The sequence below is a fragment of the Streptomyces sp. NPDC013317 genome (genome assembly GCF_055563155.1).
The window spans coordinates 186970-211775 of record NZ_JBVHDX010000006.1; the positions used below are offsets into that span (position 1 = coordinate 186970).

Here is a 24806-nt window from a genome sequence, read left to right on the forward strand (position 1 = left end):
GGGGGCTCAGACCCTCACGAGCTCGCGCTCCGGGTCCTGCGGCCCCTCGGCGTCCTTCGCCGCCAGGCCCTCGCCCTCCACGTCCACGTTGGGCAGCGCCCTGTCCAGCCACTTGGGCAGCCACCACGCCTTGTGACCGAGCAGTGCGAGCACCGCCGGCACGATCGCCATGCGGACCACGAACGCGTCGAAGAGGACGGCGACGGCGAGACCGAAGCCGATCATCTTGATCATCTGGTCGGTCATGCCGATGAAGCCGGAGAAGACCGCGATCATGATCACCGCGGCGGCGGTGACCACCCGGGCGCTGTGCCGGAAGCCGGTCACGATCGTCTCGCCGGGCCGCTCCCCGTGGACGTACGCCTCGCGCATCCGGGTGACGAGGAAGACCTCGTAGTCCATGGCCAGACCGAAGACCACGCCGACCATGAAGATCGGCATCATCGACATGATCGGGCCGGTCTGCTCGACCCCGAACAGCGAGCCGAGCCAGCCCCACTGGAAGACCGCGACGACCGCGCCGAGGGCGGCGACCACCGAGAGCAGGAAGCCGAGGGCCGCCTTCAGCGGAACGAGGATCGAGCGGAAGACCACCATGAGGAGCAGGAAGGCGAGTCCGACGACCAGCGCCAGGTAGGGCACGAGGGCGTCGTTCATCTTCTGCGAGAAGTCGACGTTCATCGCGGTGGCGCCGGTGACCAGGACGTCGTCGCCGGTCGCGTCCCGGATGTCGTGGACCAGGGTCTCGGTCTCGACCGAGGAGGGGCGGTCCTTCGGGATGACGGTGATCATCGCGGTGTCGCCGGCCTTGTTGGGCGTCGGCTTCGTTACCGCCACGACCCCGTCCAGGCCCTTGATCTCCTTCACGGTGGACTCGGCCGCGGCCTTGTCCCCGTCGACGACGACCATCAGCGGCCCGTTGAACCCGGGGCCGAACCCGTCCGACAGCAGGTCGTACGCCCGGCGCTCGGTGGCGGAGACCGGCTTCGCGCCGTCGTCCGGCAGGCCCATCTCCAGGGAGGCGGCCGGCACGGCGACCGCCCCGAGGCCGAGGACACCGACGAGCAGGACCATGACCGGGCGGCGGATGACGAACCGGGCCCAGCGGGTGCCCATGTTGGGCTTGTCGTCGGCCTTCTTCAGCCCCTTGCGCTCCTTGCGGCCCACGACCTTGGTGCCCGCGAAGCCGAGCAGCGCCGGGATCAGCGTGAGCGCGATGAGGACCGCGATCACGACCGTGCCGGCCGCGGCGAAGCCCATCTTCGTGAGCATCGGGATGTTGACGACGGCGAGGCCGACCAGGGCGATCACCACGGTGAGACCGGCGAAGACCACGGCCGAGCCGGCCGTGCCGACCGCACGGCCCGCGGCGTCCTCGCGCTCCCGGCCCTCGGCGAGCTCCGCGCGGTAGCGGGAGACGATGAAGAGGGCGTAGTCGATGCCGACCGCGAGGCCGATCATCATCGCGAGGGTGGAGGTGGTGGAGCCGAGGTCGAGGACGTTCGCGAGCGCCGTGATCGAGGAGACGCCGATGCCGACGCCGATGATCGCGGTGAGCAGCGGAAGTCCCGCGGCGACCAGCGAACCGAAGGTGATGACGAGCACGATGCCGGCGATGACCACGCCGACGATCTCGCCCGCGCCGGTCTCCGGCATGGTCTGGAGGGCGTCACCGCCGATCTCGACGGTCAGCCCCTCCCCCTGCGCGTCGTGCCCGGTCTTCTGCAGCGCCTCGCGCGTCGCGTCGCTCAGCTCCATGCCGGAGACCTTGTAGCTGACGGAGACGTAGGCGGTCGAGCCGTCCTTCGAGACCGCCTGGGCGGTGTACGGGTCGGCCACGGAGGCGATCTCGTCGGAGCCGGCCTTCAGCTCGTCGACGACGTCCTGGACCTTGGCCTTGTTGGCCGCGTCGGTCATCTTCTGGCCCTCGGGGGCCTTGAAGACGACGCGGGCGGTGGCCCCGTCGGCGTTGCCGCCGGGGAAGCGCTGCTCAAGAAGGTCGAAGGCCTTCTGGGCCTCGGTACCGGGAATCGAGAAGGAGCTGGAGGTCGCGGCGGGCGCGGTGGCCGCGCCGACTCCGGCGAGCGCGAGCAGCGCCACCCAGAGCAGGGCGACGAGCCGTCGGCGCCGGAAGGCGGAGCGACCCAGCTTGTAGAGGAACGTGGCCACGGGGGCTTACTCCCATTTCGTGGTGGGACAGGGCATGGGGAGCCGGCCCGACGGCGTGAGCGGTTCGACGTCAGGTGGTGCGGGCGTGCGGGTGGTGCTGTGGGGAGTCAGACGCCGAGTGAGGGGAGCACGACGGCGTTGACGTAGTCGGTGATGAAGGCGCGGTCGATCGGCTGGTCCTCGATCAGCGGACGGGCGACGAACGCCCCGATGATCATGTGCGGGACGAACTTCAGCGCCGGGTTGTCGGCCCTGATCTCGCCCCGCGCCACCGCTCGCTCCAGAGTGACGCGCAGATTGCTCATCTCGGGTTCGATGAGCAGTTCGCGCAGCGCCTGGTGCAGGTCGGGGTTGGCGTGGACCGCCTGGGCGAGGCCGCGCATCAGCGCGGTGTCCTTCTCCATCTGGCAGTCGTCGGTCAGCTCCATGATCGCCTGGAAGTCGCCGCGCAGGGTGCCCGTGTCGATCTGGGCGAGCTTGATGGGCTTGTTGTCGCGCAGTGCCGTGGCGACCAGCTCGGGCTTGCTCCCCCACTGGCGGTAGAGGGTGGCCTTGCTGGAGCGGGTGCGGGCGGCGACGGCGTCCATGGTGAGGGCGTCGTAGCCGACCTCGCGCAGGAGGTCGAGCACGGCTCCGTACAGCTCGGACTCACGCTCCGGGGTGAGCCTGCTGCCTGCCATGACCGGTCTCCATCCGAACGAAACGGTTTCGTACACCTCGAAAGGTACCCCGACCCTCAGCGAAACGAAACCGTTTCGTACGTGTCCTGCACCACAGCGCCCGGGGCCACCTGCCCCGGACCGCGCGAACGAAGCCGACCGGGAGGCGAAAGCCCGTACGAGTTGCCGCACCCCATCAGGGTGGAAAGCATTGGGGGGTGAGTGACGACGCCGCGTATCTCCGCTACCCGCACCTCCACGACGACCTGCTGTGCTTCGCGGCCGAGGACGACCTCTGGGTCGCACCCCTCGTGCCCGACGGCCACCACCCCGGCCGGGCCTGGCGGGTCACCGTCGACCGGACCCGGGTCGGCCACCCCCGCTTCTCGCCCGACGGCCGCCACATCGCGTACACGACCTGGCGCAGCCTCGACCCCGAGATCCACCTCGCGCCGGTCGAGGGCGGCCCCTCACGACGGCTCAGCTACTGGGGTTCCACCGACACCCGGGTCTGCTCCTGGTCCCCGGAGGGCGACATCCTCGCCGTCTCCTCGCACGGCCAGCCCTTCTCGTACTTCTCCTGGGCCTACACCGTCCCCACCGACGGCTCCCCCGGCGGCCGGATGCCCTGGGGCCCGGTCTCCGACATCGCCGTGGCCGACCTCGACGGCGAGCGCCGCACGCTCCTCCTCACCGGCAAGCCGCCGCACGAGCCGGCCTCCTGGAAGCGCTACCGCGGCGGAGCCACCGGCCGGCTCTGGCTGCACGGCGAGCAACTGCTGCCGGACATCGGCGGACACCTCGACGCGCCGATGTTCGTCGACGGCCGGATCGCCTTCCTCTCCGACCACGAGGGCGTCGGCAACCTCTACTCCTGCCTGCCCGACGGCACCGACCTGCGCCGCCACACCGACCACGACGCCTTCTACGCCCGGCACGCCTCCAGCGACGGACGGCGCGTGGTCTACCAGTGCGCCGGCGACCTGTGGATCGTCGACGACGTGACCGCCCCCGACTCCGTCCCGCGCAGGCTGGAGGTACGGCTCGGCGGCCCGCGCGCCGGCCGGCGGCACTACCAGGTCCCGGCCGCCAACCACGTGGACGCCCTCTCCGTCGACGAGACGGGGCGGGCGAGCGCGGTCTCGGTCCGCGGCAGCCTGTACTGGCTCACCCACCGCGACGGCCCGGCCCGCACCATCACCGACACCCCGGGCGTACGGGTCAGGCTGCCCGAGATGCTGGGCAGCAGCGGCCAGGTCGCGTACGTCACCGACGCCGAGGGCGAGGACGCCGTCGAGATCGCGTACCTGCCGCGCGCGAGCGGGGAGCGGGAGCCGCGCCGGCTGGCCTCGGGCGAGCTGGGTCGGATCGAGGAGATGATCTCCGACCCGGAGGGCGAGCGCCTCGCGATCGCGTCCCACGACGGCCGGCTGCTGCTGCTCGACACGACCGAGGAGTCCACCGGTGAGGTCACCGAGCTGATCCGCTCGATCAACGGACCGGTGCGCGATCTCGCCTTCTCCCCCGACGGGTCCTGGCTGACCTGGGCCCACCCGGGGATCGGCCGTTCGCTGCGGCAGATCAAGATGGCCCGGATCGCCGGCCCGGGCCCCCGGACGATCGTCGACGTCACCAACGGCCGCTTCGAGGACGAGAATCCGGTCTTCACCCGCGACGGCCGCTACCTCGCCTTCCTCTCCTGGCGGGGCTTCGACCCGGTGTACGACGTGCACACCGGCGACCTCTCCTTCCCGCTGGGCTGCCGCCCCTATCTCGTACCGCTCTCCTCCGCCACGCCCTCCCCCTTCGCGCTGCTGCCGGACGGCCGGCCTGCGGCAGGCGGGCTCGACCCTGCCGAGACCGACGCCGAGGTCACGGACGGCGAGGGCACCACGATCGTGGAGGTCGAGGGGCTCGCGGACCGGGTCACGCCCTTCCCCGTCTCCGCGTCCAAGTACTCGGCGATGCACCCGGTCAGCGGCGGCGGCCTCGTCTGGCTGCGCTGGCCCATCTCGGGCGCGCTCGGCGAGACCTTCGCCAATCCCGCCGACACCACGGGCCGGCCGACGCTGGAGTACTTCAACATCACCAAGGCCCGCAAGACCGAACTGGTGCAGCACCTGGACTGGTTCGCGGTCAGCGGCGACGACTCACGGCTCGTCGTGGTCGACGAGGGCGAGCTGCGGGCGGTGCCGGCGACGGAGCCCGGGGACGGCGACTCGACCGTCTACATCGACCTGCGGCGGATCCTGCACGAGGTCGACCCGGAGGCCGAGTGGCGGGGCGCGTACGACGAGGCGGGCCGGATCGTCCAGGCCTACTTCTGGGACCCGGACATGTGCGGCGTGGACTGGCCGGGCGTGCTCGACCAGTACCGTCCGCTCGTCGAACGGGTCGCCTCCCCCGACGACTTCACCGATCTGCTGCGCGAGGTGATGGGCGAGCTGGGCACCTCGCACGCCTACGTGACACCCGCGCGCCGCAACGAGGGACCGCCGCACTACCAGCGGCCGATGGGTCTGCTCGGCGCCAACCTCGTCCCCCGGGACGGCGGTTGGATGGTCAAGCGGATCCTGCCGGGCGACTCGTCGGACTCCAAGGCCCGGTCGCCGCTCGCGGGCACGGGAATCCGGGAGGGCGCGGTCCTCACCCATGTGGACGGCCGCCCGGTGGATCCGGTGACGGGACCGTACCCCCTGCTGTCCTCCTCGGGCGGTACGACCGTCGAGCTGACGTTCCGGCCCGCGGAGGGCGAGGGGCGCGCGCGCCGTGTGGCGATCGTGCCGCTGATCGACGACCGCCCGCTGCGCTACCAGGACTGGGTGGCCAAGCGGCGTGCGGTGGTACGGGAGGTCAGCGGCGGCAGGTGCGGCTACCTGCACATCCCCGACATGGGCGGCTCGGGCTGGGCGCAGTTCAACCGCGACCTGCGGATGGAGGTCTCACGGCCCGCGCTGATCGTGGACGTGCGCGGCAACGCCGGCGGCCACATCAGCGAACTCGTCGTGGAGAAGCTCACCCGCAAGATCCTGGGCTGGGACCTGACGCGCAACGCCCAGCCGGTGTCGTACTCCTCGAACGCCCCGCGCGGTCCGGTCGTCGCGCTCGCGGACGAGGCGACGTCCTCGGACGGCGACATGATCACGGCCGCGTTCAAGCTGCTCGGGCTGGGGCCGGTGATCGGCCAGCGGACGTGGGGCGGAGTGGTCGGCATGACGGGCCGGCACCGGCTGGGCGACGGCACGCAGATCACGGTGCCGATGAACGCGGCCTGGTTCCCCGAGTACGGCTGGTCGGTGGAGAACCAGGGCGTGGCCCCGGACCTGGCGATCCTGCGGACCCCGCTGGACTGGGCCGAGGGGCGGCACGCCCAGCTCGACGACGCGGTCGAGGTGGCGCTCGCGCTGCTGGCGGAGACCCCGGCCGCGACCCCGCCCGGCTACGACGACGTGCCCGACCGCTCCCGCCCGAAGCTCCCCCCGAGGGACGCCGGGGCCGGGGGCAGGCCCGGGGCCGGGGACAGGGACCGGGGCGGGGACGGGGACGGGGACGCATCCAGGGACGGGGAGGGAACCAGCACGCCCAGGTCCAGCTCGTAGGCGATGCCCCGCAGGCCGCCGTCGAGCGTCACGCCTCCCACGGCACCGAAGCCGACCCGGGCGAGCACCGCCCGGGACGGCACGTTGTCGAGCGCGGCCGTGGCGATCAGCCGCCGCAGCCCGTACTCCTCGGCGGCCAGTCGGCACACCTCCCGTACGCCCCGGGTGGCGAGCCCGCGCCCGGCCGCCTTCTCGGCCACCCGGTAGCCGAGTTCGGCGCCGCCGTCGGCCACGTCGGCGAGGTTGAACCGTCCGAGAACCTCGCCGCCGTCCCCCACGAGCACATGGAAGAGGATTCCCCCGGTCCGCTGCTCGTCCAGGAGTGCCTGGTGGCGCGCGGCGAACTCCTCGAAGTACGCGTCGCCCCGGTCGGGCACATGGGCGGCGAAGTACGCGCGGTTCTCCCGCTCGAAGGCGAGGAGCGCGGGCGCGTGGTCGGCTCGGAGCAGCTGCAGTAAGGGCATGGGATCACCGTACGGTGCGGGTCCGCGCGGCGGCCGGGAATATGGGCACGCGAAAGGCGCACCCGGCGTCCCGGGTGCGCCTTCGGAGGACGGACGTCAGGCGTCGTAGTCCATGTCGAGGCGGTCCTGGCCCTCCTGCTGGGCCCGGCGCTGCTCCTCCTCGGAGGGGCGGCCCTTGGCCCGGGAGGCGCGCTCGGACGCTTCGTCCCTCGCCCTGCCCATCTTCTGCTTCGCCTGCTCGGCGGCCTGCTTCGCCTTGTCCTCGTACTGGTCTCGCATGCCCATGAAGGTTCACTCCTAGAAGGGTGTGAGGGGAACGGGGCGGCTCGCCCCTTGGGCCTCGACCAGCGTGGCATGACGGAACATTCCGCGCATTTCGATCAGTTACGGACCGTCACACCCGTCCGGAGCGGGCCTGTTCGTCCGCCGCGCCACCTGCCCCGACAAGGCCCTTGGAGACCCCCGCGAGGCGGGGTTCGAAGTGCTTCATCTCGCGCTGCCCGACCGTGGCGATGATCCCGGGCAGGTAGCCGCGCGTGGACTGCATCCCGCGCAGCCACCACTGGGCGTACACGTGCGCCGAGCGGCGCTCGATGCCCGCCACGATCCGGTCCACGGCCGGGCCCAGGGGGTACGTGCGGTTCGACGGCCAGGGCAGCCGCTGCCGGAGCTCCTTCATCACGTCGTCCTGGTCCGCGCCCCGCACCATGTCCGTGTCGGTCCAGGAGAGGTAGCCGACGCCGACCCTCACCCCCTTGTGGGCGACCTCGGCGCGCAGGCTGTGCGCGAAGGCCTCGACGCCCGACTTGGAGGCGCAGTACGCGGTCATCATCGGCGCCGGGGTCATCGCCGCGAGCGAGGCGATCTGCAGGAAGTAGCCACGCGACTCCATGAGGACCGGCAGGAACGCCCGCCCCGTCACCGCACCGCCGATGAGGTTGACCTCGATGACCCGCCGCCAGGCGACGGGGTCGGAGTCCACGAACGGACCGCCCGCGGCGACCCCCGCGTTGGCGACCACGATGTCGACCTTGCCGAAGCGCTCCTTGACCTCGGCCGCGACCGTGGCCATCGCCTCGTGGTCGGTGACGTCCGCGTGCCACCAGTCGGCCTCGGTGTGCAGCCGGCCGGCGACCTGCTTCAGCTCCTCCGGCTCCAGGCCGACCAGCGCGATCTTCGCGCCGCGCGCGGAGAGCTTGCGGGCGAGGAGTTCGCCGACGCCCCGGGCCGCTCCGGTCACGACGGCGACCTGGCCCTCCAGACTGACCCTGCTCATGCCGCACCCTCCTTCTGGTCCCCGTGCGCCTGAGCCGGGACCTGGACCTGTCGCTGCGCCTGTTCCTGGGCAGGTACCTGATCCTGAGCCGGTACCTGTTCCCGCGTCTGTTCCTGTACGTACGTGCTGACGAGTTCCCTGATCCGGGCCGTCACGACCTCCGGCGCCTCCACCGGGGTCATGTGGCCTATCCCGGCCAGCTCGTCGAGCCCCACGCACCGCGGCAGCGCGGCGGCCAGGGCACGGGAGTGCACGGGCGGCGTGAGCCGGTCGGCCGTTCCGGCGATCACCGCCACGGGCAGCTCCAACTCCCGTACGTCCGCGTCGAGATCGAGCTCGGCGAGGACCTGCGACCAGGCCACCCGCGGACGGCGCGGGCAGGCGTGCACGATCCGGGCACAGGTGTCGACCCGCTCGGGCGCGGAACCCGGGCCCATCGTCGCGTACTTGAGGATCTTCCGGGAGACCGGAGTGACCGGTCCGAGCGGCGCCCTCGCTCCCAGGATCCACCCGGTCAGCCTGGTCCGCAGTCCGCCGGCCCGCAGCGGGACGACGAGGGACTCCGCCACCAGCCGGGACGGCCCGGTGGAGCAGAGCAGGGCCGCGGCCGCGTGTTCCCGAAAGGCGGGGCGCGTGGCGGCCGCCATCAGGGTCATGCCGCCCATGGAGTGCCCTGCCAGGACCGCACGCTCGCCGGGGCGGAGGGTCGCGCCGAGCACGGCCTCCAGGTCGTCGGCGAGCGCCCGCGTCGAGTAGCCGGACGGGCCGGCCGGGGCGGGGGTGCGGCCGTGGCCGCGCTGGTCGTAGGCGATGACCCTGTGATCCCGGGCGAGGTCCCGTATCTGCTCGGCCCAGAAGCCGATCGAGCAGGTCCAGCCGTGGGAGAGGACGACGGCCGGGGCGCCCTCGGGGCCGTACACCTCGGCATGGACACGGGCGCCGTCGGCCGAGACGGCGACGACCTCGCGCGGATGCGGCAGCGATCCCGTACGGGACCCGAAGAGGCGGCTCACTTCACCGTCTCCTTCTTCCGCGACGCGGACGCGGGCGCGCCGCGGCGCCCCGCCGGAGCCTTCTCCGCGACCGCCGGCCTCAGCACCTCGTACTCCGCGAGGTCCACCCGACGCGTCTCGCGCCGGAACTCACCGGTCGTGCCCGGCCAGAGCGTCGTGTTGCGGCCGTTGGCGTCCAGGTACCAGCTGTCGCAGCCGCCCGACTTCCACACGGTCCGCTCCATCCGGTCCTGCACCCGGCGGTTCCAGGCGCCGACGGCGGACGGCCGGGCGGCGAGGGCGGCGCGCCCTCCGAGGACGTCGAGCTGGCGCAGATAGTCGGCCATGTAGTTCAGCTGGGACTCGATCATGAGGATCATGGAGGAGTTCCCCAGGCCCGTGTTGGGCCCGATGATCGTCATCCAGTTGGGGAAGCCGTCGACGGTCGCGCCGCGCAGCGACTGCACCCCGTCCTTCCATGCCTCGGAGAGCCGGACGCCGTCCGCGCCGACGACCCGGTCGGCGATCGGCATGTCGGTCACGTGGAAGCCCGTACCGAAGACGATGGCGTCGACCTCGGTCTCCGTCCCGTCGGCGGCCACGACGGTCGAGCCGCGCACCTCGCGCAGCCCGGAGGCGACGACGTCCACGTTGGGCTCGGCGAGCGCCGGGTAGTACGTGTTGGAGAGCAGGATGCGCTTGCAGCCGATGCGGTACGAGGGGGTCAGCTTGGCCCGCAGCGCCGGATCCTTGATCGACTTGGCCATGTTGGCCTTGGCGAGGGACTCGACGAGGCCGAGCTCGCCCGGGCGCTTGGTGAAGGCGCTGACCTGGAGCTCACGGATGCCCCAGAGCAGCCCGCGGCGCGCGGTCCCGGTGAAGGGGAGCGTGCGGTGGAGCCAGCGCTCGGCGCCCGTGATGGCGCGGTCCATGCGGGGCATGACCCACGGCGGGGTGCGCTGGAAGAGCGTCAGCCTGCCGACCTGGGGCTGGATCGCGGGGACGATCTGGATGGCGGAGGCACCGGTGCCGACCATCGCGACGCGCTTGCCGGCGAGGTCGTAGTCGTGGTCCCACTGCGCGGAGTGGAAGACCTTGCCGGGGAAGTCCGCGAGTCCCGGGATGTCGGGGATCTTCGGGTCGGAGAGCGGGCCGGTCGCCGAGACGATCACGTCGGCGGTGAAGGCGCCCTGGCTGGTCTCGATCTCCCAGCGCAGTTGGTCGGCGTCCCAGCGCATCTCCGTCACCTCGTGGTTCAGCCGCAGGTGCGGGCGGAGCCGGAAGGTGTCGGTGACGTGCTCCAGGTACGCGCGGATGTGGCGCTGTCCGGAGAAGGTGCGGGGCCAGTCGGGGTTGGGCGCGAAGGAGAAGGAGTACAGGTGGGACGGGACGTCGCAGGCGCAGCCGGGGTAGCTGTTGTCGCGCCAGGTGCCGCCCACGGAGTCGGCCCGCTCCAGGACGACGAAGTCGGTGATCCCCTCGCGGCGCAGCCGGACGGCCGCCCCGAGTCCACCGAATCCCGATCCGATCACCACCACGCGTACGTGCTCGTGCTTCGCCATGCCGCCTCCTGTGCGCCCGGCCCGTGCCTACGACCAAGATTCCGCCAGCAATCACTGGCACAGTCGGGACTGTAGAGCAGCGGCATACCGAGCGGTAGGGGGCGGACGAGGGAAAGTTACCGGCGGTACAACATAGGCTGGCGGGCGTGGCAGACCGATCGGAAGACGTGAAGGGCGTACGCGAGTACCGCATGGACGAGCTCGCGGCGGCGGCCGGCATCACCGTGCGCACCCTGCGCTTCTACCGCGAGCGCGGACTGATCGCCCCGCCCCGCCGCGAGGGCCGCATCGCCTGGTACGACGACCACCACCTGGCCAAACTCCGCACGATCAGCGCCCTGCTCGAACGCGGCCACACCCTCAACGGCATCGCCGACCTCAACACCGCCTTCGAGAGCGGCAAGGACGTCAGCGAGGTCCTCGGCCTCGGCGAACCGACCGAGGAGGAGCCGATCCGGCTCACCCCCCAGGAGCTGGCCGACTACTTCACGGACGAGGTCACCCCCGAGAACCTGCTCGCCGCCCTCGACCTCGGCTATCTCGCCACCGACGGCGACGCCATCGTCCACATCAGCCGCCGGCTGCTCGACGTCTCCGCGGCCCTGGTCAAGGAGGGCATCCCGCTCGCCGCCGTCCTGGAGGCCGGGCGGGCGGTCCGCGAACACGCGGACGCGCTGGCGGGACTCTTCACCGAGCTCCTGCGCGCCCACGCGGAGGAGAAGGACATCCAGCGGCTGCGCCCGCTCGCCAAGAGCGTGGTCGAGGCCGAGCTCTCGATGGCCCTGGACCGCCGCCTGCGCGAGCCCTGATCCCGCCCCCGTCTCCCCCTGGTCTCCCGTCCGGGCTCCCTCCGACCGCCGCCGGGCTCCCACGGCGCTCGCGGAATTCCTCCGCACCGCATGACAGCGACCGGGCGATGTCCGCCCGGCCGCCATCCACCGGCGGCGCCTACAGTTCGTAGACCGCGGTGACGGGCGCGTGGTCGCTCCACCGTTCGGCGTGCGTGGCGGCCCGCTCGACGAACGCCTTCACGGTCTTCCCGGCCAGTCGCGGGGTGGCCACCTGGTAGTCGATGCGCCAGCCGCTGTCGTTGTCGAAGGCGCGCCCGCGGTAGGACCACCAGGAGTACGGGCCCTCCTGGTCGGGGTGGAACTCGCGGACGACGTCGACGTACCCGGCCTCGTCGAAGACGCGGCCCAGCCACTCCCGCTCCTCGGGGAGGAAGCCGGCGTTCTTCCGGTTGGCCTTCCAGTTCCTGAGGTCGGCCTCGCGGTGGGCGATGTTCCAGTCGCCGCAGACGACTACCTCGCGACCGTCGGCGGCGGCGCGCTCCTTGAGCTCCTTCAGATACGGCAGGAACTCGTCCATGAAGCGGATCTTCTCGTCCTGCCGCTCGGTGCCCACCTCGCCGGAGGGGAGGTAGAGGCTGGCGACGGTGACGCCGGGCAGGTCGGCCTCGATGTACCGGCCGCTGCCGTCGAACTCGCTCGACCCGAAGCCGACGCGCACGGCGTCGGGCTCGCGCCGGGTGTAGAGCGAGACGCCGGCGCGCCCCTTGGCGGTGGCGGGCGCGTGGGCGGTGAACCAGCCCTCGGGCGCCCGCACCTCGGCCGGGAGCTGGGCCTCCTCGGCGCGCACCTCCTGCAGGCAGACGGCGTCGGCGGACGTGCCGGCGAGCCACTCCACGAACCCCTTCTTGGCGGCGGCTCGGAGTCCATTGACATTGACGGTCGTGACAGTGAGCATCCGGGGAGAATACCGACACCCCAAGGCCGCATACACATACAATGACTGACATGCTTATACGATCCGTACCATACGACCACCCCGATGCGGCCAAGCTCGACGCCGCCGTCCAGCTGGAGTACGCCGCCCGCTACGGCGAGGGCGACGACACACCGCTCGACCCCGGGATGTTCGTACCGCCGCGTGGCCTCTACCTCCTGGCGTACGACGCCGACGACCGCCCCGTCGCGTCCGGCGGCTGGCGCACCCAGGACAAGAACGACATGGGGTACGCGGACGGCGACGCCGAGCTCAAGCGCATGTTCGTGGCCTCCGAGGCGCGCGGCCTGGGCCTCGCCCGCCGCATCCTGGCGGCCCTCGAGGAGGACGCGCGGGCGGCCGGGCGGACGCGGATGGTCCTGGAGACGGGCACGGCGCAGCCCGAGGCGATGGCGCTGTACGCCTCCAGCGGTTACGAGCTCTGCCCGAAGTTCGGCTACTACCGGGACTACGACAGCAGCCGTTGCTTCGCGAAGCCGCTGACCGAAAATCTCTGACGCGCCCCTGACATTCTCCGCACCGTCTGGCACGCTGCCCACGCACGTCGATCCGCACCGTTCTCATCCCCCACCTGCCTCGGCAGAAGGAGACATGCGTGAGACGCCATCGCACAGTCGCAGCGGTCCTGTTGTCCGTCGGAGCCCTGCTGACCGGAGCACTGACCGCGACCACGGCACAAGCCGCGGAGAAGCCCCCCTTCTGGACCGCTGAGCGGATGCGCTCGGCGGTCCCGCTGGACCTGGAGGTCACCCCGGGAGCCCTCAAGACCCTCAAGCGGGTCGCCGGCTCGGCCACCCCCACCACGATCGCCCCCACGGCCTTCCCGCAGCCGGGCGGCCCCTGGACGGGCGGCGGCGCGGTCGTGAAGACCTCCGGCCGGGTCTTCTTCACCTTCCAGGGCCGTACGGCCTCCTGCTCCGGCAACGCCGTCACCAGCCAGAACCAGAGCACGGTGATCACGGCCGGCCACTGCGTGAAGTACCAGGGCGCGTGGCACACGAACTGGGTCTTCGTCCCGGCGTACGACAACGGCAACGCGCCGTACGGCCAGTGGACGGCGACGAAGACGCTCACCACCCCGCAGTGGGAGGCGAGCGAGGACATCAACTACGACGTGGGCGCGGCGGTCGTGGCCCCGCTGAACGGCCGCACCCTCACCTCGGTCACCGGTGCCCAGGGCATCCAGTTCAACGGCGGCTACAACAAGCCGATGTACGCCTTCGGCTTCCCGGCGGCGTCCCCGTACGACGGCTCGAAGCTCGTCCACTGCGCGGGCAACTCCTCGAAGGACTGGCTGTTCTCCCAGGACCACAGCCTCGGCTGCAACATGACGGGCGGCTCCAGCGGCGGCCCGTGGTTCTCCGGCTTCAGCGAGGCCACAGGCACGGGCCTCCAGGTCTCGGTGAACAGCTTCGGCTACACGTTCCTGCCCAACCGCATGTTCGGCCCGTACTTCGGCAACGACGCCAAGGCACTGTACGACCGGGCCCAGGCGTCCTGACACCCACGAAGCCCCGCCCGGCACCTCCCGCCCGGGCGGGGCCTTCGTGCGCACGGGCGGGGTCGACCAGCGGTCAGGGAGACGCGCCTGCGGCCGCGAGCGTCAGCGGTACTCGCAGAGGTACGCGGTCTCGACCGCGACCTCGAGCTGGAACGTGCTGTCGCCCGGCACGTCGAACCGGGTGCCGGCGGAGAAGGTCTGCCAGTCGTCGGCGCCGGGAAGCCTGACGGTCAGGGCGCCGCTGATCACGTGCATGACCTCCGGGGCCGCGGTGCCGAACTCGTACGCGCCGGGCGCCATGACGCCGATGCTCGCCGGGCCTTCCTCCTGGGCGAAGGTGATCGACTTGACCGCGCCGTCGAAGTATTCGTTGACCTTGAACATGGGCGTCCTCGTGGTGCGTGTACGGAGATGGGGAGTGGCCTGCCCGTCGCGCGCTGGATCCAGGCGGGGCAAGGCTACCGGCAGCGACTGTCGCTCACGGAGCGGACCGGTTGGCGCGGACGGCGAGGTCGGCGAGCTCTGCGAGGTCCAGGAGTTCCCTTTCGCGGTGGGGCCGGGCCACGAGTTGGAGGCCGACGGGCTGCCCCTGGCGGGTGGTTCCGGCCGGAACGCTGAGGGCGGGATGCCCGCTGATGTTGAACGCCCAGGTCAGCGCCACGTTCATCCGCGCGCCCGGGCCGTCGTGGCCGTGCGGTGGATACGGCGTGGTGGGCGTGAGGATCACGGCGGCCCGCTCGAAGCAGTCGGCGAGCCGTGCGTCGTTGACGGCGGTGACGGCCTCGATGCCTTCGGCGTCGGCGGACCCTGCGCGCAGGGCCGTCCACGCCGGCGCCACGTCGACGAGGTCCACGTGGACGCCCTCGTCCAGGGTGATCAGCCCGTCCTCGGCGAGTCTGTCCGCGGCGCGGCGGGCGACGGCGACGACGGCGCGGTCGGTGTCCGCGTGGCCCAGAGTGGCCGACCAGACCGCGACGGGCGGTGCCACCGGGCCGGAGACGGCCACCCGGGGCGCTCCGTCCACGACGGCGTCGAGGTAGGCGCGGGCGTCGGAGACGGTGCGGGCCAGGACGCCGGGCGAGTTCAGCCCCGCGCGGTCCCTGGCGGGCAGAAGACCGTTGGTGGGCTTGAACCCGACGACACCGCACCAGGCGGCGGGGATGCGTACCGACCCGGCGCCGTCGGACCCGCTCGCGAGGGGCACCATGCCCGCGGCGACCGCGGCCGCCGAACCGGCGGAGGAACCCCCGGGAGACCACGCCGGGTTGAACGGGTTGAGCGTGGGCCCCCGGTCGGTGTGCCCGTAGGTCTGCCAGCCGGGCCCGCCGCGCGGCATCGACGTGGCACCGACCGGCACGCATCCGGCGGCCGCCAGGCGGGTGTTCTGGTACGAGCCGGGCCCTTCCCCGGCCTTGACCCCGATCGGCACCCCCGCGAGCGGCAGCCGTACGCCCTGAGCGACTCGCGCATCCACCCAGGCGGCCTGGGCGAGGGCCCGCTCGCCCCACACCTCGGTGAACGCCCGCACGCCGGCATCACGCTCCCCGATACTGCCGAGCGCGGCACCGACGACATCGACGGCCGTCCGTCGGCCATTCCCCACCAGCCGAGCGATATCCAGCGCGGACAGCCTCGCGTACTCGGACGTGCTGATCACAGACACTCCTTGAAACGACGAGATCCCGCCCGATCTTGCGATCGGACGGGATCTCGTCAACATTCCTGAGAGCTACTCAAGAACTGTCGTTTGTGGACCTGTGGGGATTTGAACCCCAGACCCCCTCGATGCGAACGAGGTGCGCTACCAGACTGCGCCACAGGCCCTTGCGACGTGTGAAACATTAGCATCCCGATCGGGGTGCAAGGAAATCCGTTCCCCCGCAGGTCAGCCGAGGGCTCCGGAGAGCACCCGGCCGGGGGTCACTCGTTGGCCGCGCGCGGGCGGTCGTCGTCCGCGTACTGGTCGAAGAGCGGCGTGCGGCCGTGGTCGCGGCGGGCGCCGCGGGGCGGGGCCGTGCGCTGGCGCGGCGCCGGGTCCGGGGCGGCGGGCGGTGCCGACTCGGTGGCCGCCGTGGACGAGCGTGCCGAACTCCATGTCTCCGGGTCCGTGATGTCGATGCCGCTCGTGGCGCGCGGGGCGACCGGGGCGGTGACGTACGTGGGGAGCGGGACCGGGACCGGTTCCCAGCTGTCGCCGCGGGCCGGGCCGCGCTCGCGCTGCTGGTCCACCCACTCCGCGTGGTCCGTCTGCTCGACGAGTGCGCGGCGGCCGGCTTCCTGGGGGGAGACCGTGGGGGCCGGCTCGGGTTCGGGTCGGGCCGGCTGCTCCTCTTCCGGCTCGGCGGGCGCCGCCGGGCGGCGCGGGCGGCTCTCGCGCAGCCGCGCCGCCGCGGCCTCGGCGCGCCGGCGGTCCATCACGTACACGAAGCGCCGACGCTCCGTCGTCCGCAGATGCACGATGTACGCGCTCAGCAGCACCGCGGGAACGCCCGGCGCCCACAGGAACGCCAGGCCTCCGACGGCGGCGACGACCGCGCCGAGGGTGAAGGCGAGGAAGAGGACGACCGTCGTCCGGCGGCGCCGGGCGAGGACCTTCCCCCGGCGGGCGCGCTCGGCGGCCGCCTTCGAGGGGCGCCGCGCGGGAGCCGGTTCACGCTTGCGATCCGGTTCGGGGTCCGGTTCCGGGACCTCCAGGCGGGCTTCCGTCCTGGCCGCGGGCGCGGAGAAGGCCCGGACGTCGACCGAGCTGAGATGCTCGGTCTCCACGTCCGGGTCCGCGTCGGGCTCCCGGTCCTTCAGCTCCTTGGCGTACCGGCGCTCCATTCCCGCCCGTCCGGACAGCAGCCGGATGGCGGTGCTGAAGCGTTCCGTCGGGCGGGCCTCGTTGAGCTCGTCCTGCCTGCGGAGCCACATCGGCACCAAGTAGGCGGCCCAGGCCCCGACGATGACTGCGTAGATGAGGCCGCTGCTGCTCACGCCTCACACCGTAGAGGGGTTCCGTTCCGGGGATCGGCCAATTGGCCCGGTGTGTCGCACGATCTGGCTGATATCACTGAACTTTTTTGTGATTGTTCAGATCGATTGGCGATCAACTGCTGATTGAATTCGAACATTTATTTCATTGGGCGGGGTGGGCGGGACGTGCCTGGTGCCAGCGGTTCAGCAGTCCGTCGGGGACTTCCTCCGCCGTGAGGGCGAAGACGAGATGGTCCCGCCACGCCCCGTCGATGTGGAGGTAGCGCGGCCGCAGCCCCTCCTCCCGGAATCCCAATTTCTCCACGACCCGGCGCGAGGGGCCGTTCTCCGGCCGAATGCAGACCTCCATCCGGTGCATCCCGACCGTACGGAAGCAGTGGTCGACCACGAGCGCGACCGCCGTCGGCATCACACCCCGGCCCGCGACCGCGCTGTCCACCCAGTACCCGACGTGCCCCGAGCACATCGAGCCCCAGGTGATCCCCGCCACCGTCAGCTGGCCCACCAGCTCCCCGCGGTACTCGATCACGAACGGGAGCATCCGGCCCGCGTTCGCCTCGGCTCGCAGATGGCGGACCATCTGGCGGTACGTCGGCCGCTGCGCGACCGGGCCGCCGGGCGCCGGGGGCGGAATCGTCGCCTCCCAGGGCCGCAGCCAGTCCCGGTTGCGCCGGTTCACCTCACGCCAGACCCGCTGGTCGCGCATCTTTATGGGCCGCAGCACGACGTCGCCGTCGGCGAGGACCACGGGCCAGGTCGGGATCATGACGGTCTCGGATGGTCGCCGCCGCGGATCTGGTCGACCGCGTGCACGAGGAGCGGCTCCAGGACGGCGAGGCCGTCACGGACCCCGCCCGCCGAACCCGGCAGGTTCACGATCAGCGTCCCTCCCGCGACCCCGGCGAGCCCACGGGAGAGCGCCGCCGTGGGCACCTTCTCCCGGCCGTACGCGCGGATCGCCTCGGGGATGCCGGGGATCTCGTGGTCGAGGAGCTTGCGGGTGGCCTCCGGTGTGGCGTCGGTGGGCGAGATGCCCGTGCCGCCGGTGGTGAGGACGACGTCGTATCCGGCCGCGATCGCGGCCCGCAGCGCCGCCTCGACGGGTGCGCCGTCCGGCACGACCTGCGGGCCGTCGACCGCGAAGCCCATCCGGGACAGGCCCTCGGCGATCAGCGGACCGCCCTTGTCCTCGTACACCCCGGCCGCGGCCCGGTTGGAGGCGGTGACGACGAGGGCGGAGTAGGGGGAGGTAAGAGCTCCGTCGTCCGCCACAGCGGGCGCCCCGGCGGCCGCGCCGTCGCCCGCGCCGTCCGCCGTGCCGTGGTCCCCGTGCCCGTGCACCCCGGTCACCCGGCCGCCGCGCGTCACGACCCGGCCCCTTCCCGGTTCCAGTCGCCCGACTTGCCGCCCGTCTTCTCCTCCACCCGCACGTCGGAGATGACCGCGCCCTTGTCGACCGCCTTGATCATGTCGACCACCGTCAGCGCCGCGACCGAGACCGCCGTCAGGGCCTCCATCTCGACGCCCGTGCGGTCCGTCGTCTTGACGGTCGCCAGGATCTCCACCGCGTCGTCCGCGACCGTGAGGTCCAGCTTGACGCCCGAGACCGCCAGCGGGTGGCAGAGCGGGATCAGGTCCGGGGTTCTCTTGGCCCCCATGATCCCGGCGATCCGGGCGGTGGCGAGCGCGTCGCCCTTCGGTACGCCCTCGCCCCGCAGCAGCTCGATCACGCGCGGCGAGACCAGGACGCGGCCACTGGCGCGCGCGGTCCGCGCCGTGACGTCCTTCGCGGAGACGTCGACCATGCGGGCCGCCCCCGCCTCGTCGATGTGGGTGAGTCCTTGCTGCGTGCTCATGGCCGTGACACTCCCGGTCGCTGTGTGGGACGCCACGGTACCGCCACCAGGCCCTCTTCAGCCGAGGAGGACCACGTCCAGCTCGGCGCCGGGCGCCACCTCCATCGTCTCCTCCGGCACGACGAGCAGCGCGTCGGCGTGCGCGAGCGCCGCGATCAGGTGGGAGCCCGCGCCGCCCACAGGAGTGACGGTGCCGGACTCGGCGTCGTACGTCCCGCGCAGGAACTGGCGGCGGCCCGACGGGGAGCGCAGCGGCTTGTCGGCGGCGAGCGCGGCCCGGACCTTCGGCCGGTGGAGGTCGGCGAGGCCCATCAGGGCCCGGATCGCGGGCCGTACGAAGAGCTCGAAGGAGACGTACGAGGAGACCGGGTTGCCCGGCAGGGCGAGCAGCGGGGTGTGGTCGGGTCCGATCGTGCCGAAGCCCTGCGGCTTCCCGGGCTGCATGGCCAGCTTGCGGAAGTCGACCTGGCCCTCGAACTGTCCGTCCGTCGTCAGCGCCTCCTTGACCACGTCGTACGCACCGACGCTCACCCCGCCCGTGGTGACGAGGAGGTCGGCGCGGATCAGCTGGTCCTCGATGGTGGCCCGGAGGGTGTCCGCCTCGTCGGTGACGGCGCCGACCCGGTAGGCGATGGCGCCGGCGTCGCGCGCGGCGGCCGCGAGCGCGAAGCTGTTGGAGTCGTAGATCTGGCCCTCACCCAACTCCTCGCCGGGCTGGGTCAGTTCGCTGCCGGTGGAGATCACGACGACCCGCGGTCGGGGGCGGACGCGGACGGTGGCCCGGCCGATCGCGGCGAGCAGTCCGATCTGCGGCGGCCCGAGGACCGTGCCCGCCTCCAGGGCCAGGTCGCCGGCCTGGACGTCGCTGCCCCGGGCGCGGACGTGCGCGCGGGCCTCGGCGGCCCGGTGGACGCGGACCTCGCCGCCCGCGCCCTCGGGGTCGGCGCTGGCGGCGCGCATCCCGCTCGCCGCGCCCTCGCCCGTACCGCCGTCGGTCCATTCGACCGGGACGACGGCCTCGGCGCCGGGCGGCAGCGGGGCGCCGGTCATGATCCGGGCGGCCTGGCCGGGGCCGACGACCGGCAGGCCGCCGGCGCCCGCGGCCACGTCGCCGATCACGGTCAGGACGGCGGGGAACTCCTCCGTGGCACCGGCGACATCGGCGACGCGGACCGCGTAGCCGTCCATGGAGCTGTTGTCGAACGGGGGCAGCGCGACCGGCACCGTGACGTCCTCGACGAGGACGCAGCCCTGGGCGTCGGGCAGTTGCAGCTCGATGGGTTCGAGCGGGGTGATCGCCCCGAGGACGTCCTCCAGGTGCTCGTCCACCGACCACAGGCCACGCGAAGGACCCGCGCAGGGGTCGCCGGACCCGCCGCCGGCCGGATCGCCGGACCCGCCGTCGGCCGGATCGCCTGACACCGGTGCCGTGCCCGTGCTGCTGCTCAAGGTGCTACATCTCCTCGCTGACGTAACTGCGGAGCCAGGTCCGGAAGTCCGGGCCCAGGTCTTCACGTTCGCACGCCAGTCTGACAATGGCACGCAGATAGTCCCCGCGGTCGCCGGTGTCATAGCGCCGGCCCTTGAAGACCACGCCGTGGACCGGACCCCCGATCTTCCCCTCGCCGCTCGGCGCCGACTGGTACGTCTTGGCCAGCTTCTGGAGGGCGTCGGTCAGCTGGATCTCACCACCGCGCCCCGGCTCGGTCTCACGCAGTATGGCGAAGATGGCCGGATCCAGTACATAGCGGCCGATGATCGCGTAGTTGCTGGGCGCCTCGTGCGCGTCCGGCTTCTCGACGAGGTCCGTCACCTTCACGACGTCGGAGTCGGCCGTCGCCTCCACCGCCGCGCAGCCGTAGAGATGGATCTGTTCGGGCTCGACCTCCATGAGCGCGATGACGCTGCCGCCCTCATGCTCCTGGACGTCCACCATCCGGGCGAGCAGCGGGTCGCGCGGGTCGATCAGGTCGTCGCCGAGCAGCACGGCGAAGGGCTGGTCACCGACGTGCGGGGCGGCGCAGAGCACGGCGTGCCCGAGGCCGCGGGGAGCGCCCTGACGCACGTAGTGCATGGTGGCGAGGTCGCTGGACTCCTGGACCTTGGAGAGGCGGTCCTCGTCTCCCTTGCGGGCGAGCGCCTCCTCCAGCTCATAGTTCCGGTCGAAGTGGTCCTCCAGGGGACGCTTGTTCCGACCGGTGATCATGAGGACGTCGGAGAGTCCGGCCGCTACGGCCTCCTCGACGACGTACTGGATCGCGGGCTTGTCGACGACCGGCAGCATTTCCTTCGGGGTGGCCTTGGTGGCCGGGAGGAAGCGCGTGCCGAGACCGGCGGCCGGGATGACAGCCTTGGTGATCCTGGAAGGCGACTGAGTCATGCGGAGCACCATAGCCGCTCGGAATGAGAGGAAGATGGGGCTCCGATTAACTTCCTGTGCATAACGACTGGTACGAGAGGGTTGGTACGCCCCCATGATGTCCCGATGACCGACGACATGTCCGACAAGGCGGCGCTGCGCAGCCAACTACTCGCCGCTCGCGCCCGGCTGACCAGCCATGATGTCGAAACCGCGGGCGAGCTGCTCGCGCGGGGTGCGCGGGAGCTGGCCGAGCTGGCGGAGGCCTCGACCGTCGCCGCGTACGTGTCGGTGGGCCGCGAGCCGGGCACGCGCGCGTTGCTGGACACCCTGCGCGCGGGCGGCACCCGTGTCCTGCTCCCCGTCCTGCTGCCCGACAACGATCTCGACTGGGCGGCCTACGAGGGCGCGGAGCACCTGGCGAAGGCCGGCCGGGGCCTCCTGGAGCCGACAGGCCGGCGGCTCGGTCCCGATGCCGTGTGCGCGGCGGACGCGGTCCTGCTGCCGGGCCTCGCGGTCGACGGCCGCGGTATGCGGCTCGGGCGCGGCGGCGGCTCGTACGACCGGGTCCTCGCGCGGCTCGCGCGCGCCGGCGCTGACCCTGCTCTCGTGGTGCTCCTGTACGCGAACGAGGTGGTCGCGCGGGTCCCGGAGGAACCGCACGACCACCCCGTGCACGCGGTGGTGACCCCCGAGGGGGTCAGGCGCTTCGAGCGCCCTCAGGAGCCTTCTACGGCTTGAGGGTCAGGGTCTCCTTCGTCGAGGCGTCGACCGCCGCCTTGCCGAAGGACCAGTCGAGCAGCTCGCCCTTGACCCACTTGTCGGTCTGGTCGGTGTAGTGGTCGTGGTACGCGTGCCCCGAGGCGCCGGACAGGTTGATCCAGCGGGACCTGTCCCAGTCGCCGACGTTGACGACCATCCGCATCGACGGCACCCAGACGACCTCGTAGCCGCCGGCCGCGTTCCAGCCGGTCGCGTTGACCGCGGCCTCGCCGCCGCCCAGGTTCCACGGGCCGCGGTTGAGCATGGACTGGACGAAGCCGGGTCCGGCCGTGCCGAGCGTCTGGTTCTGCAGGGTCAGCTGGTGCAGCCGGCCCCAGCTCCAGGTGGAGACGTCCTTGCCGAGCTCGGCGGTCAGCTCCCAGCGGGCGTCCTCCATGGCGCGGGCGAGGAGCTGGTCACGGTTCTCGGTGGCCTGGTCGGTGCGGTTGGCCTCGGTCTTCCACCACGCGCTGTCCTCCTGCTTCAGCAGCGGGCGGACCACCTCGTACCAGCGGTCGCCGCCGTCCGGCTGCGCCGTGTCCCCGTCGCGCTCGCCGCACTCCCGTACGCGCTTGTTCTGCTCGTCGACCGGGAGGCCGGTGGAGTCGGCCGGGCGGACGCTGATGCAGTCGCCCTCGGCCCGCAGCTCCTTGGGCAGCTTGTCGCCGAAGGCGAGCTTGAGGACGTTGCGCCAGACCGCGTTGAAGTACGCGGCGGCGGCCGAGTCGGGCTCCTGGGTGTAGTCCCAGCCCTCCAGGAGCTTCTGCGCCTCGCGGACGTACGGGTCCGAGATGTCGATCTTCAGCAGGAGCGGGTTGAGCAGGGTCGCGATCTCGCTGCGGTTGTCCATCTGCATGGTCCGCATGTCGTCGGGCGAGATCTTCCCGCCGTCCTTGAGCTTCGACTCGATGAGGTCGTTTATCCGCTGGCTCCGCGAGCCGTAGCCCCAGTCCTCCGTCAGGAGGTAGGGGTACTTGGCGGCGTCGACGACGGCCTGGTTGGCGGTGACGATGTAGCCGCGGTCGGGGTTCTGCTCGTACGGCAGCTCGTCGTACGGGATGTAGCCCTTCCACCGGTACGAGGAGTCCCAGCCGGGCGCCGGGACGGTGCCGTCGCCCTTGGCGCGCCGCGGGATCTTGCCCGGCGCCTGGTAGCCGATGTTCTCCGCGTCCGCGTAGATCAGGTTCTGCGAGGGGACCGTGAAGTCCTCGGCCGCGGCGCGGAACTCCTTGAAGTTCTTCGCGCGGTTGAGCCGGAAGACGGCGTCCATGGACTTGCCGGGCTGCAGGGCGGTCCACTGGAGGGAGACGCCGTAGCCGGTGCCCCGGTCCGGAGCGACGTTGCCGACGGGTGCCTTCTGGCCGACCTTCTCCAGCTCGGAGGAGCGGTCGGAGACCAGCGGGCCGTGCTCGGTCGAGCGGACCGTGATCTTCCGGCTGCCGCCGCCCGCGACCTTGATGGTCTCCTCGCGGGTCGTGAACGGCTTGGTCCTGCCGTCCACGACGTAGCCGTCGTCCCCGACCTTCTCCAGGTACAGGTCGGTGACGTCGGCGCCCAGGTTGGTGAAGCCCCAGGCGATGTTGTCGTTGTGGCCGATGATCACGCCCGGCATGCCGGAGAAGGTGTAGCCGGCGACGTCGTAGCGGCAGGTCGCCGAGACGGAGCGGCAGTGCAGGCCCATCTGGTACCAGAGGGACGGCAGCATCGGGGCGAGGTGCGGGTCGTTGGCGAGGAGCGGCTTGCCGGAGGTCGTGTAGCGGCCGGAGACGACCCACGAGTTCGATCCGATGCCGTTGCCGTTGGGGCCGAGCAGCGCGGGGATGTCGTCGAGGGAGTCGGAGAGCGCGCCCAGCTGGGACTGCATGCCCTCCAGGGCGCCGCCCGGCGTGGTCCCGGTGCCGTCGTCGTTCTTCTTCGCCTTGCCCTTCGGGTCGAACACGTCGGTCGCCTTGTCGACCGCGCCGTTCTGCACGATCGGCTGGTGCAGCTCGTACGGGTACCCCGGGTAGAGGTCCTGGATCTGCCGCGCGCTGAGCCGGCTCGTCAGCAGGGAACGGTCGATCTCGTCCTGCATGTTGCCGCGCAGGTCCCAGGCCATGGCCTTGAGCCAGGCCACCGAGTCGACGGGGGTCCAGGGCTCGATCGCGTAGTCGTTGGAGAAGGCGAGCGCCGCGTACTCGACGGAGACGTCGGCGGAGTCCTTGCCCTTGAGGTAGGCGTTGACGCCCTCGGCGTAGGCCTGGAGGTTCTTCTTCGTCTCCGCCGACAGGACCTTGTCGTACTCGTCCTGCGCGACCTGACGCCAGCCCAGGGTGCGCAGGAACGCGTCGGTGTCGACCTGGCTCTTGCCGAACATCTCCGAGAGGCGGCCGGCCGTCATGTGACGGCGCACGTCCATCTCGTAGAAGCGGTCCTGCGCCTGGACGAAGCCCTGCGCCCGGAAGAGGTCGGCCTCGGTGTCGGCGTAGATCTGCGGCACCCCGTAGGCGTCACGCTTGACCTCGACCTCGCCGGAGAGGCCGTCGAGCCGGAGTTCGCCCGTCGTCTGCGGGAAGGAGGCGCGGACGGTGCTGACGCCCCAGTACCCGCCGAAGCCGACGCCCGCGACCAGTGCGAGGGCCAGGACGAGGACGATCAGGCGGGCGCGCCGCCCCTTCTTCTTGGCGGGAGGCGCGGTCGTGTTGGAGGGCATCGCTGTCCTTCGAGGGGCAGGGTGGTCCTGGAGTACGGGAGCAACCTTAGGCGCAGCGTCCGGACGGCCCGGACGCGGTGTCACCAAGAAGGCCACCCAAGATCGCACTGACGATCGAGGACAAGCGGGAAGCGCGTCAAGAAAGCGTTAAAGA

Annotated in this window: 21 protein-coding genes, 1 tRNA gene and 1 pseudogene; 5 read left to right on the forward strand and 18 right to left on the reverse strand. The window is 71.7% G+C overall.

Annotated elements, in window-relative coordinates; translation table 11 throughout:
- Positions 1 to 6 precede the first annotated feature (6 nt).
- Both ACZ3IJ_RS18370 and ACZ3IJ_RS18375 read right to left on the reverse strand, forming a co-directional pair.
- Entirely contained in the window at positions 7 to 2169 is a 2163-nt protein-coding gene (locus tag ACZ3IJ_RS18370) for an MMPL family transporter (protein WP_467469369.1), read from the reverse strand.
- Positions 2170 to 2276: 107 nt separating this feature from the next.
- Positions 2277 to 2849: a TetR/AcrR family transcriptional regulator gene (locus ACZ3IJ_RS18375; protein WP_391800956.1), complete on the reverse strand. Its 573-nt coding sequence runs from the start codon at positions 2847 to 2849 to the stop codon at positions 2277 to 2279.
- Between the two features lie 197 nt (positions 2850 to 3046).
- Here ACZ3IJ_RS18375 and ACZ3IJ_RS18380 point away from each other — a divergent pair, with 197 nt between their 5' ends.
- A complete protein-coding gene (locus ACZ3IJ_RS18380) occupies positions 3047 to 6427 on the forward strand; it encodes a S41 family peptidase (RefSeq protein ID WP_467469371.1) in 3381 nt (1126 codons plus the stop codon).
- Positions 6428 to 6486: 59 nt separating this feature from the next.
- Here ACZ3IJ_RS18380 and ACZ3IJ_RS18385 read toward each other — a convergent pair.
- From ACZ3IJ_RS18385 to ACZ3IJ_RS18405, 5 genes and pseudogenes are all read right to left on the reverse strand, one after another.
- Positions 6487 to 6891: pseudogene (locus ACZ3IJ_RS18385) on the reverse strand (GNAT family N-acetyltransferase); the annotation flags it as partial.
- Between the two features lie 96 nt (positions 6892 to 6987).
- On the reverse strand, positions 6988 to 7176 hold the full coding sequence (locus tag ACZ3IJ_RS18390) for a hypothetical protein (protein ID WP_467469373.1): 189 nt from the start codon (positions 7174 to 7176) through the stop codon (positions 6988 to 6990).
- 109 nt (positions 7177 to 7285) lie between these two features.
- Positions 7286 to 8167 carry an SDR family oxidoreductase gene (locus ACZ3IJ_RS18395; protein WP_467469375.1) on the reverse strand — a complete coding sequence of 294 codons (882 nt, stop codon included), beginning with the start codon at positions 8165 to 8167 and terminating at the stop codon, positions 7286 to 7288.
- Positions 8164 to 9180: an alpha/beta fold hydrolase gene (locus ACZ3IJ_RS18400; RefSeq protein ID WP_467469377.1), complete on the reverse strand. Its 1017-nt coding sequence runs from the start codon at positions 9178 to 9180 to the stop codon at positions 8164 to 8166. Before ACZ3IJ_RS18400 ends, ACZ3IJ_RS18395 begins: the two co-directional genes overlap by 4 nt.
- Positions 9177 to 10721, reverse strand: coding sequence for a flavin-containing monooxygenase (locus tag ACZ3IJ_RS18405; protein WP_467469379.1), 1545 nt, complete (start codon positions 10719 to 10721; stop codon positions 9177 to 9179). Before ACZ3IJ_RS18405 ends, ACZ3IJ_RS18400 begins: the two co-directional genes overlap by 4 nt.
- 191 nt (positions 10722 to 10912) lie before the next feature.
- Here ACZ3IJ_RS18405 and ACZ3IJ_RS18410 point away from each other — a divergent pair, with 191 nt between their 5' ends.
- Positions 10913 to 11530 carry a MerR family transcriptional regulator gene (locus ACZ3IJ_RS18410; protein WP_352188544.1) on the forward strand — a complete coding sequence of 206 codons (618 nt, stop codon included), beginning with the start codon at positions 10913 to 10915 and terminating at the stop codon, positions 11528 to 11530.
- Positions 11531 to 11669: 139 nt separating this feature from the next.
- On the opposite strand, the gene ACZ3IJ_RS18415 is transcribed toward ACZ3IJ_RS18410, so the two are convergent.
- Positions 11670 to 12467, reverse strand: coding sequence for an exodeoxyribonuclease III (locus ACZ3IJ_RS18415; RefSeq protein ID WP_467469381.1), 798 nt, complete (start codon positions 12465 to 12467; stop codon positions 11670 to 11672).
- Positions 12468 to 12517: 50 nt separating this feature from the next.
- On the opposite strand from ACZ3IJ_RS18415, the gene ACZ3IJ_RS18420 reads away from it, so the two are divergent.
- Together ACZ3IJ_RS18420 and ACZ3IJ_RS18425 are read left to right on the forward strand one after the other, a co-directional pair.
- Entirely contained in the window at positions 12518 to 13003 is a 486-nt protein-coding gene (locus ACZ3IJ_RS18420) for a GNAT family N-acetyltransferase (protein WP_467469383.1), read from the forward strand.
- A 98-nt stretch (positions 13004 to 13101) separates the two neighbouring features.
- Positions 13102 to 14007 carry a trypsin-like serine peptidase gene (locus ACZ3IJ_RS18425; RefSeq protein ID WP_467469385.1) on the forward strand — a complete coding sequence of 302 codons (906 nt, stop codon included), beginning with the start codon at positions 13102 to 13104 and terminating at the stop codon, positions 14005 to 14007.
- 102 nt (positions 14008 to 14109) lie between these two features.
- Here the strand turns inward: ACZ3IJ_RS18425 and ppnP are convergent, their stop codons facing one another.
- From ppnP to galU, 9 genes are all read right to left on the reverse strand, one after another.
- Positions 14110 to 14391 (reverse strand): pyrimidine/purine nucleoside phosphorylase, encoded by a 282-nt coding sequence (ppnP, locus tag ACZ3IJ_RS18430; protein WP_467469387.1) that lies wholly within the window; start codon positions 14389 to 14391, stop codon positions 14110 to 14112.
- A 94-nt stretch (positions 14392 to 14485) separates the two neighbouring features.
- Complete coding sequence (locus ACZ3IJ_RS18435) at positions 14486 to 15664, reverse strand: amidase (protein WP_467469389.1); 1179 nt, start codon at positions 15662 to 15664, stop codon at positions 14486 to 14488.
- A 93-nt stretch (positions 15665 to 15757) separates the two neighbouring features.
- A tRNA-Ala gene (locus ACZ3IJ_RS18440) sits at positions 15758 to 15831 on the reverse strand.
- Between the two features lie 96 nt (positions 15832 to 15927).
- Positions 15928 to 16983, reverse strand: coding sequence for a divisome protein SepX/GlpR (gene sepX / locus ACZ3IJ_RS18445; RefSeq protein WP_467469391.1), 1056 nt, complete (start codon positions 16981 to 16983; stop codon positions 15928 to 15930).
- Between the two features lie 142 nt (positions 16984 to 17125).
- Positions 17126 to 17749 carry a GNAT family N-acetyltransferase gene (locus ACZ3IJ_RS18450; RefSeq protein ID WP_467469393.1) on the reverse strand — a complete coding sequence of 208 codons (624 nt, stop codon included), beginning with the start codon at positions 17747 to 17749 and terminating at the stop codon, positions 17126 to 17128.
- Entirely contained in the window at positions 17746 to 18255 is a 510-nt protein-coding gene (locus ACZ3IJ_RS18455; RefSeq protein ID WP_467469702.1) for a MogA/MoaB family molybdenum cofactor biosynthesis protein, read from the reverse strand. Before ACZ3IJ_RS18455 ends, ACZ3IJ_RS18450 begins: the two co-directional genes overlap by 4 nt.
- Before the next feature lie 92 nt (positions 18256 to 18347).
- Positions 18348 to 18839, reverse strand: a complete 492-nt coding sequence (gene moaC, locus ACZ3IJ_RS18460) for a cyclic pyranopterin monophosphate synthase MoaC (RefSeq protein ID WP_352187188.1) — start codon at positions 18837 to 18839, stop codon at positions 18348 to 18350.
- A 57-nt stretch (positions 18840 to 18896) separates the two neighbouring features.
- The gene (gene glp, locus ACZ3IJ_RS18465) at positions 18897 to 20288 is read right to left on the reverse strand and encodes a molybdotransferase-like divisome protein Glp (protein ID WP_467469396.1); all 1392 of its coding nucleotides are present in this window, start codon (positions 20286 to 20288) and stop codon (positions 18897 to 18899) included.
- A 4-nt stretch (positions 20289 to 20292) separates the two neighbouring features.
- Entirely contained in the window at positions 20293 to 21219 is a 927-nt protein-coding gene (gene galU / locus ACZ3IJ_RS18470; protein WP_467469398.1) for a UTP--glucose-1-phosphate uridylyltransferase GalU, read from the reverse strand.
- A 105-nt stretch (positions 21220 to 21324) separates the two neighbouring features.
- Between galU and ACZ3IJ_RS18475 the strand changes: the two genes are divergently transcribed.
- Positions 21325 to 21939 (forward strand): 5-formyltetrahydrofolate cyclo-ligase, encoded by a 615-nt coding sequence (locus ACZ3IJ_RS18475; protein ID WP_467469400.1) that lies wholly within the window; start codon positions 21325 to 21327, stop codon positions 21937 to 21939.
- Here the strand turns inward: ACZ3IJ_RS18475 and ACZ3IJ_RS18480 are convergent.
- Positions 21929 to 24652, reverse strand: coding sequence for a penicillin acylase family protein (locus tag ACZ3IJ_RS18480; protein WP_467469402.1), 2724 nt, complete (start codon positions 24650 to 24652; stop codon positions 21929 to 21931). The two genes, ACZ3IJ_RS18475 and ACZ3IJ_RS18480, sit on opposite strands and share 11 nt — an antisense overlap.
- Between the last annotated feature and the right edge of the window lie 154 nt (positions 24653 to 24806).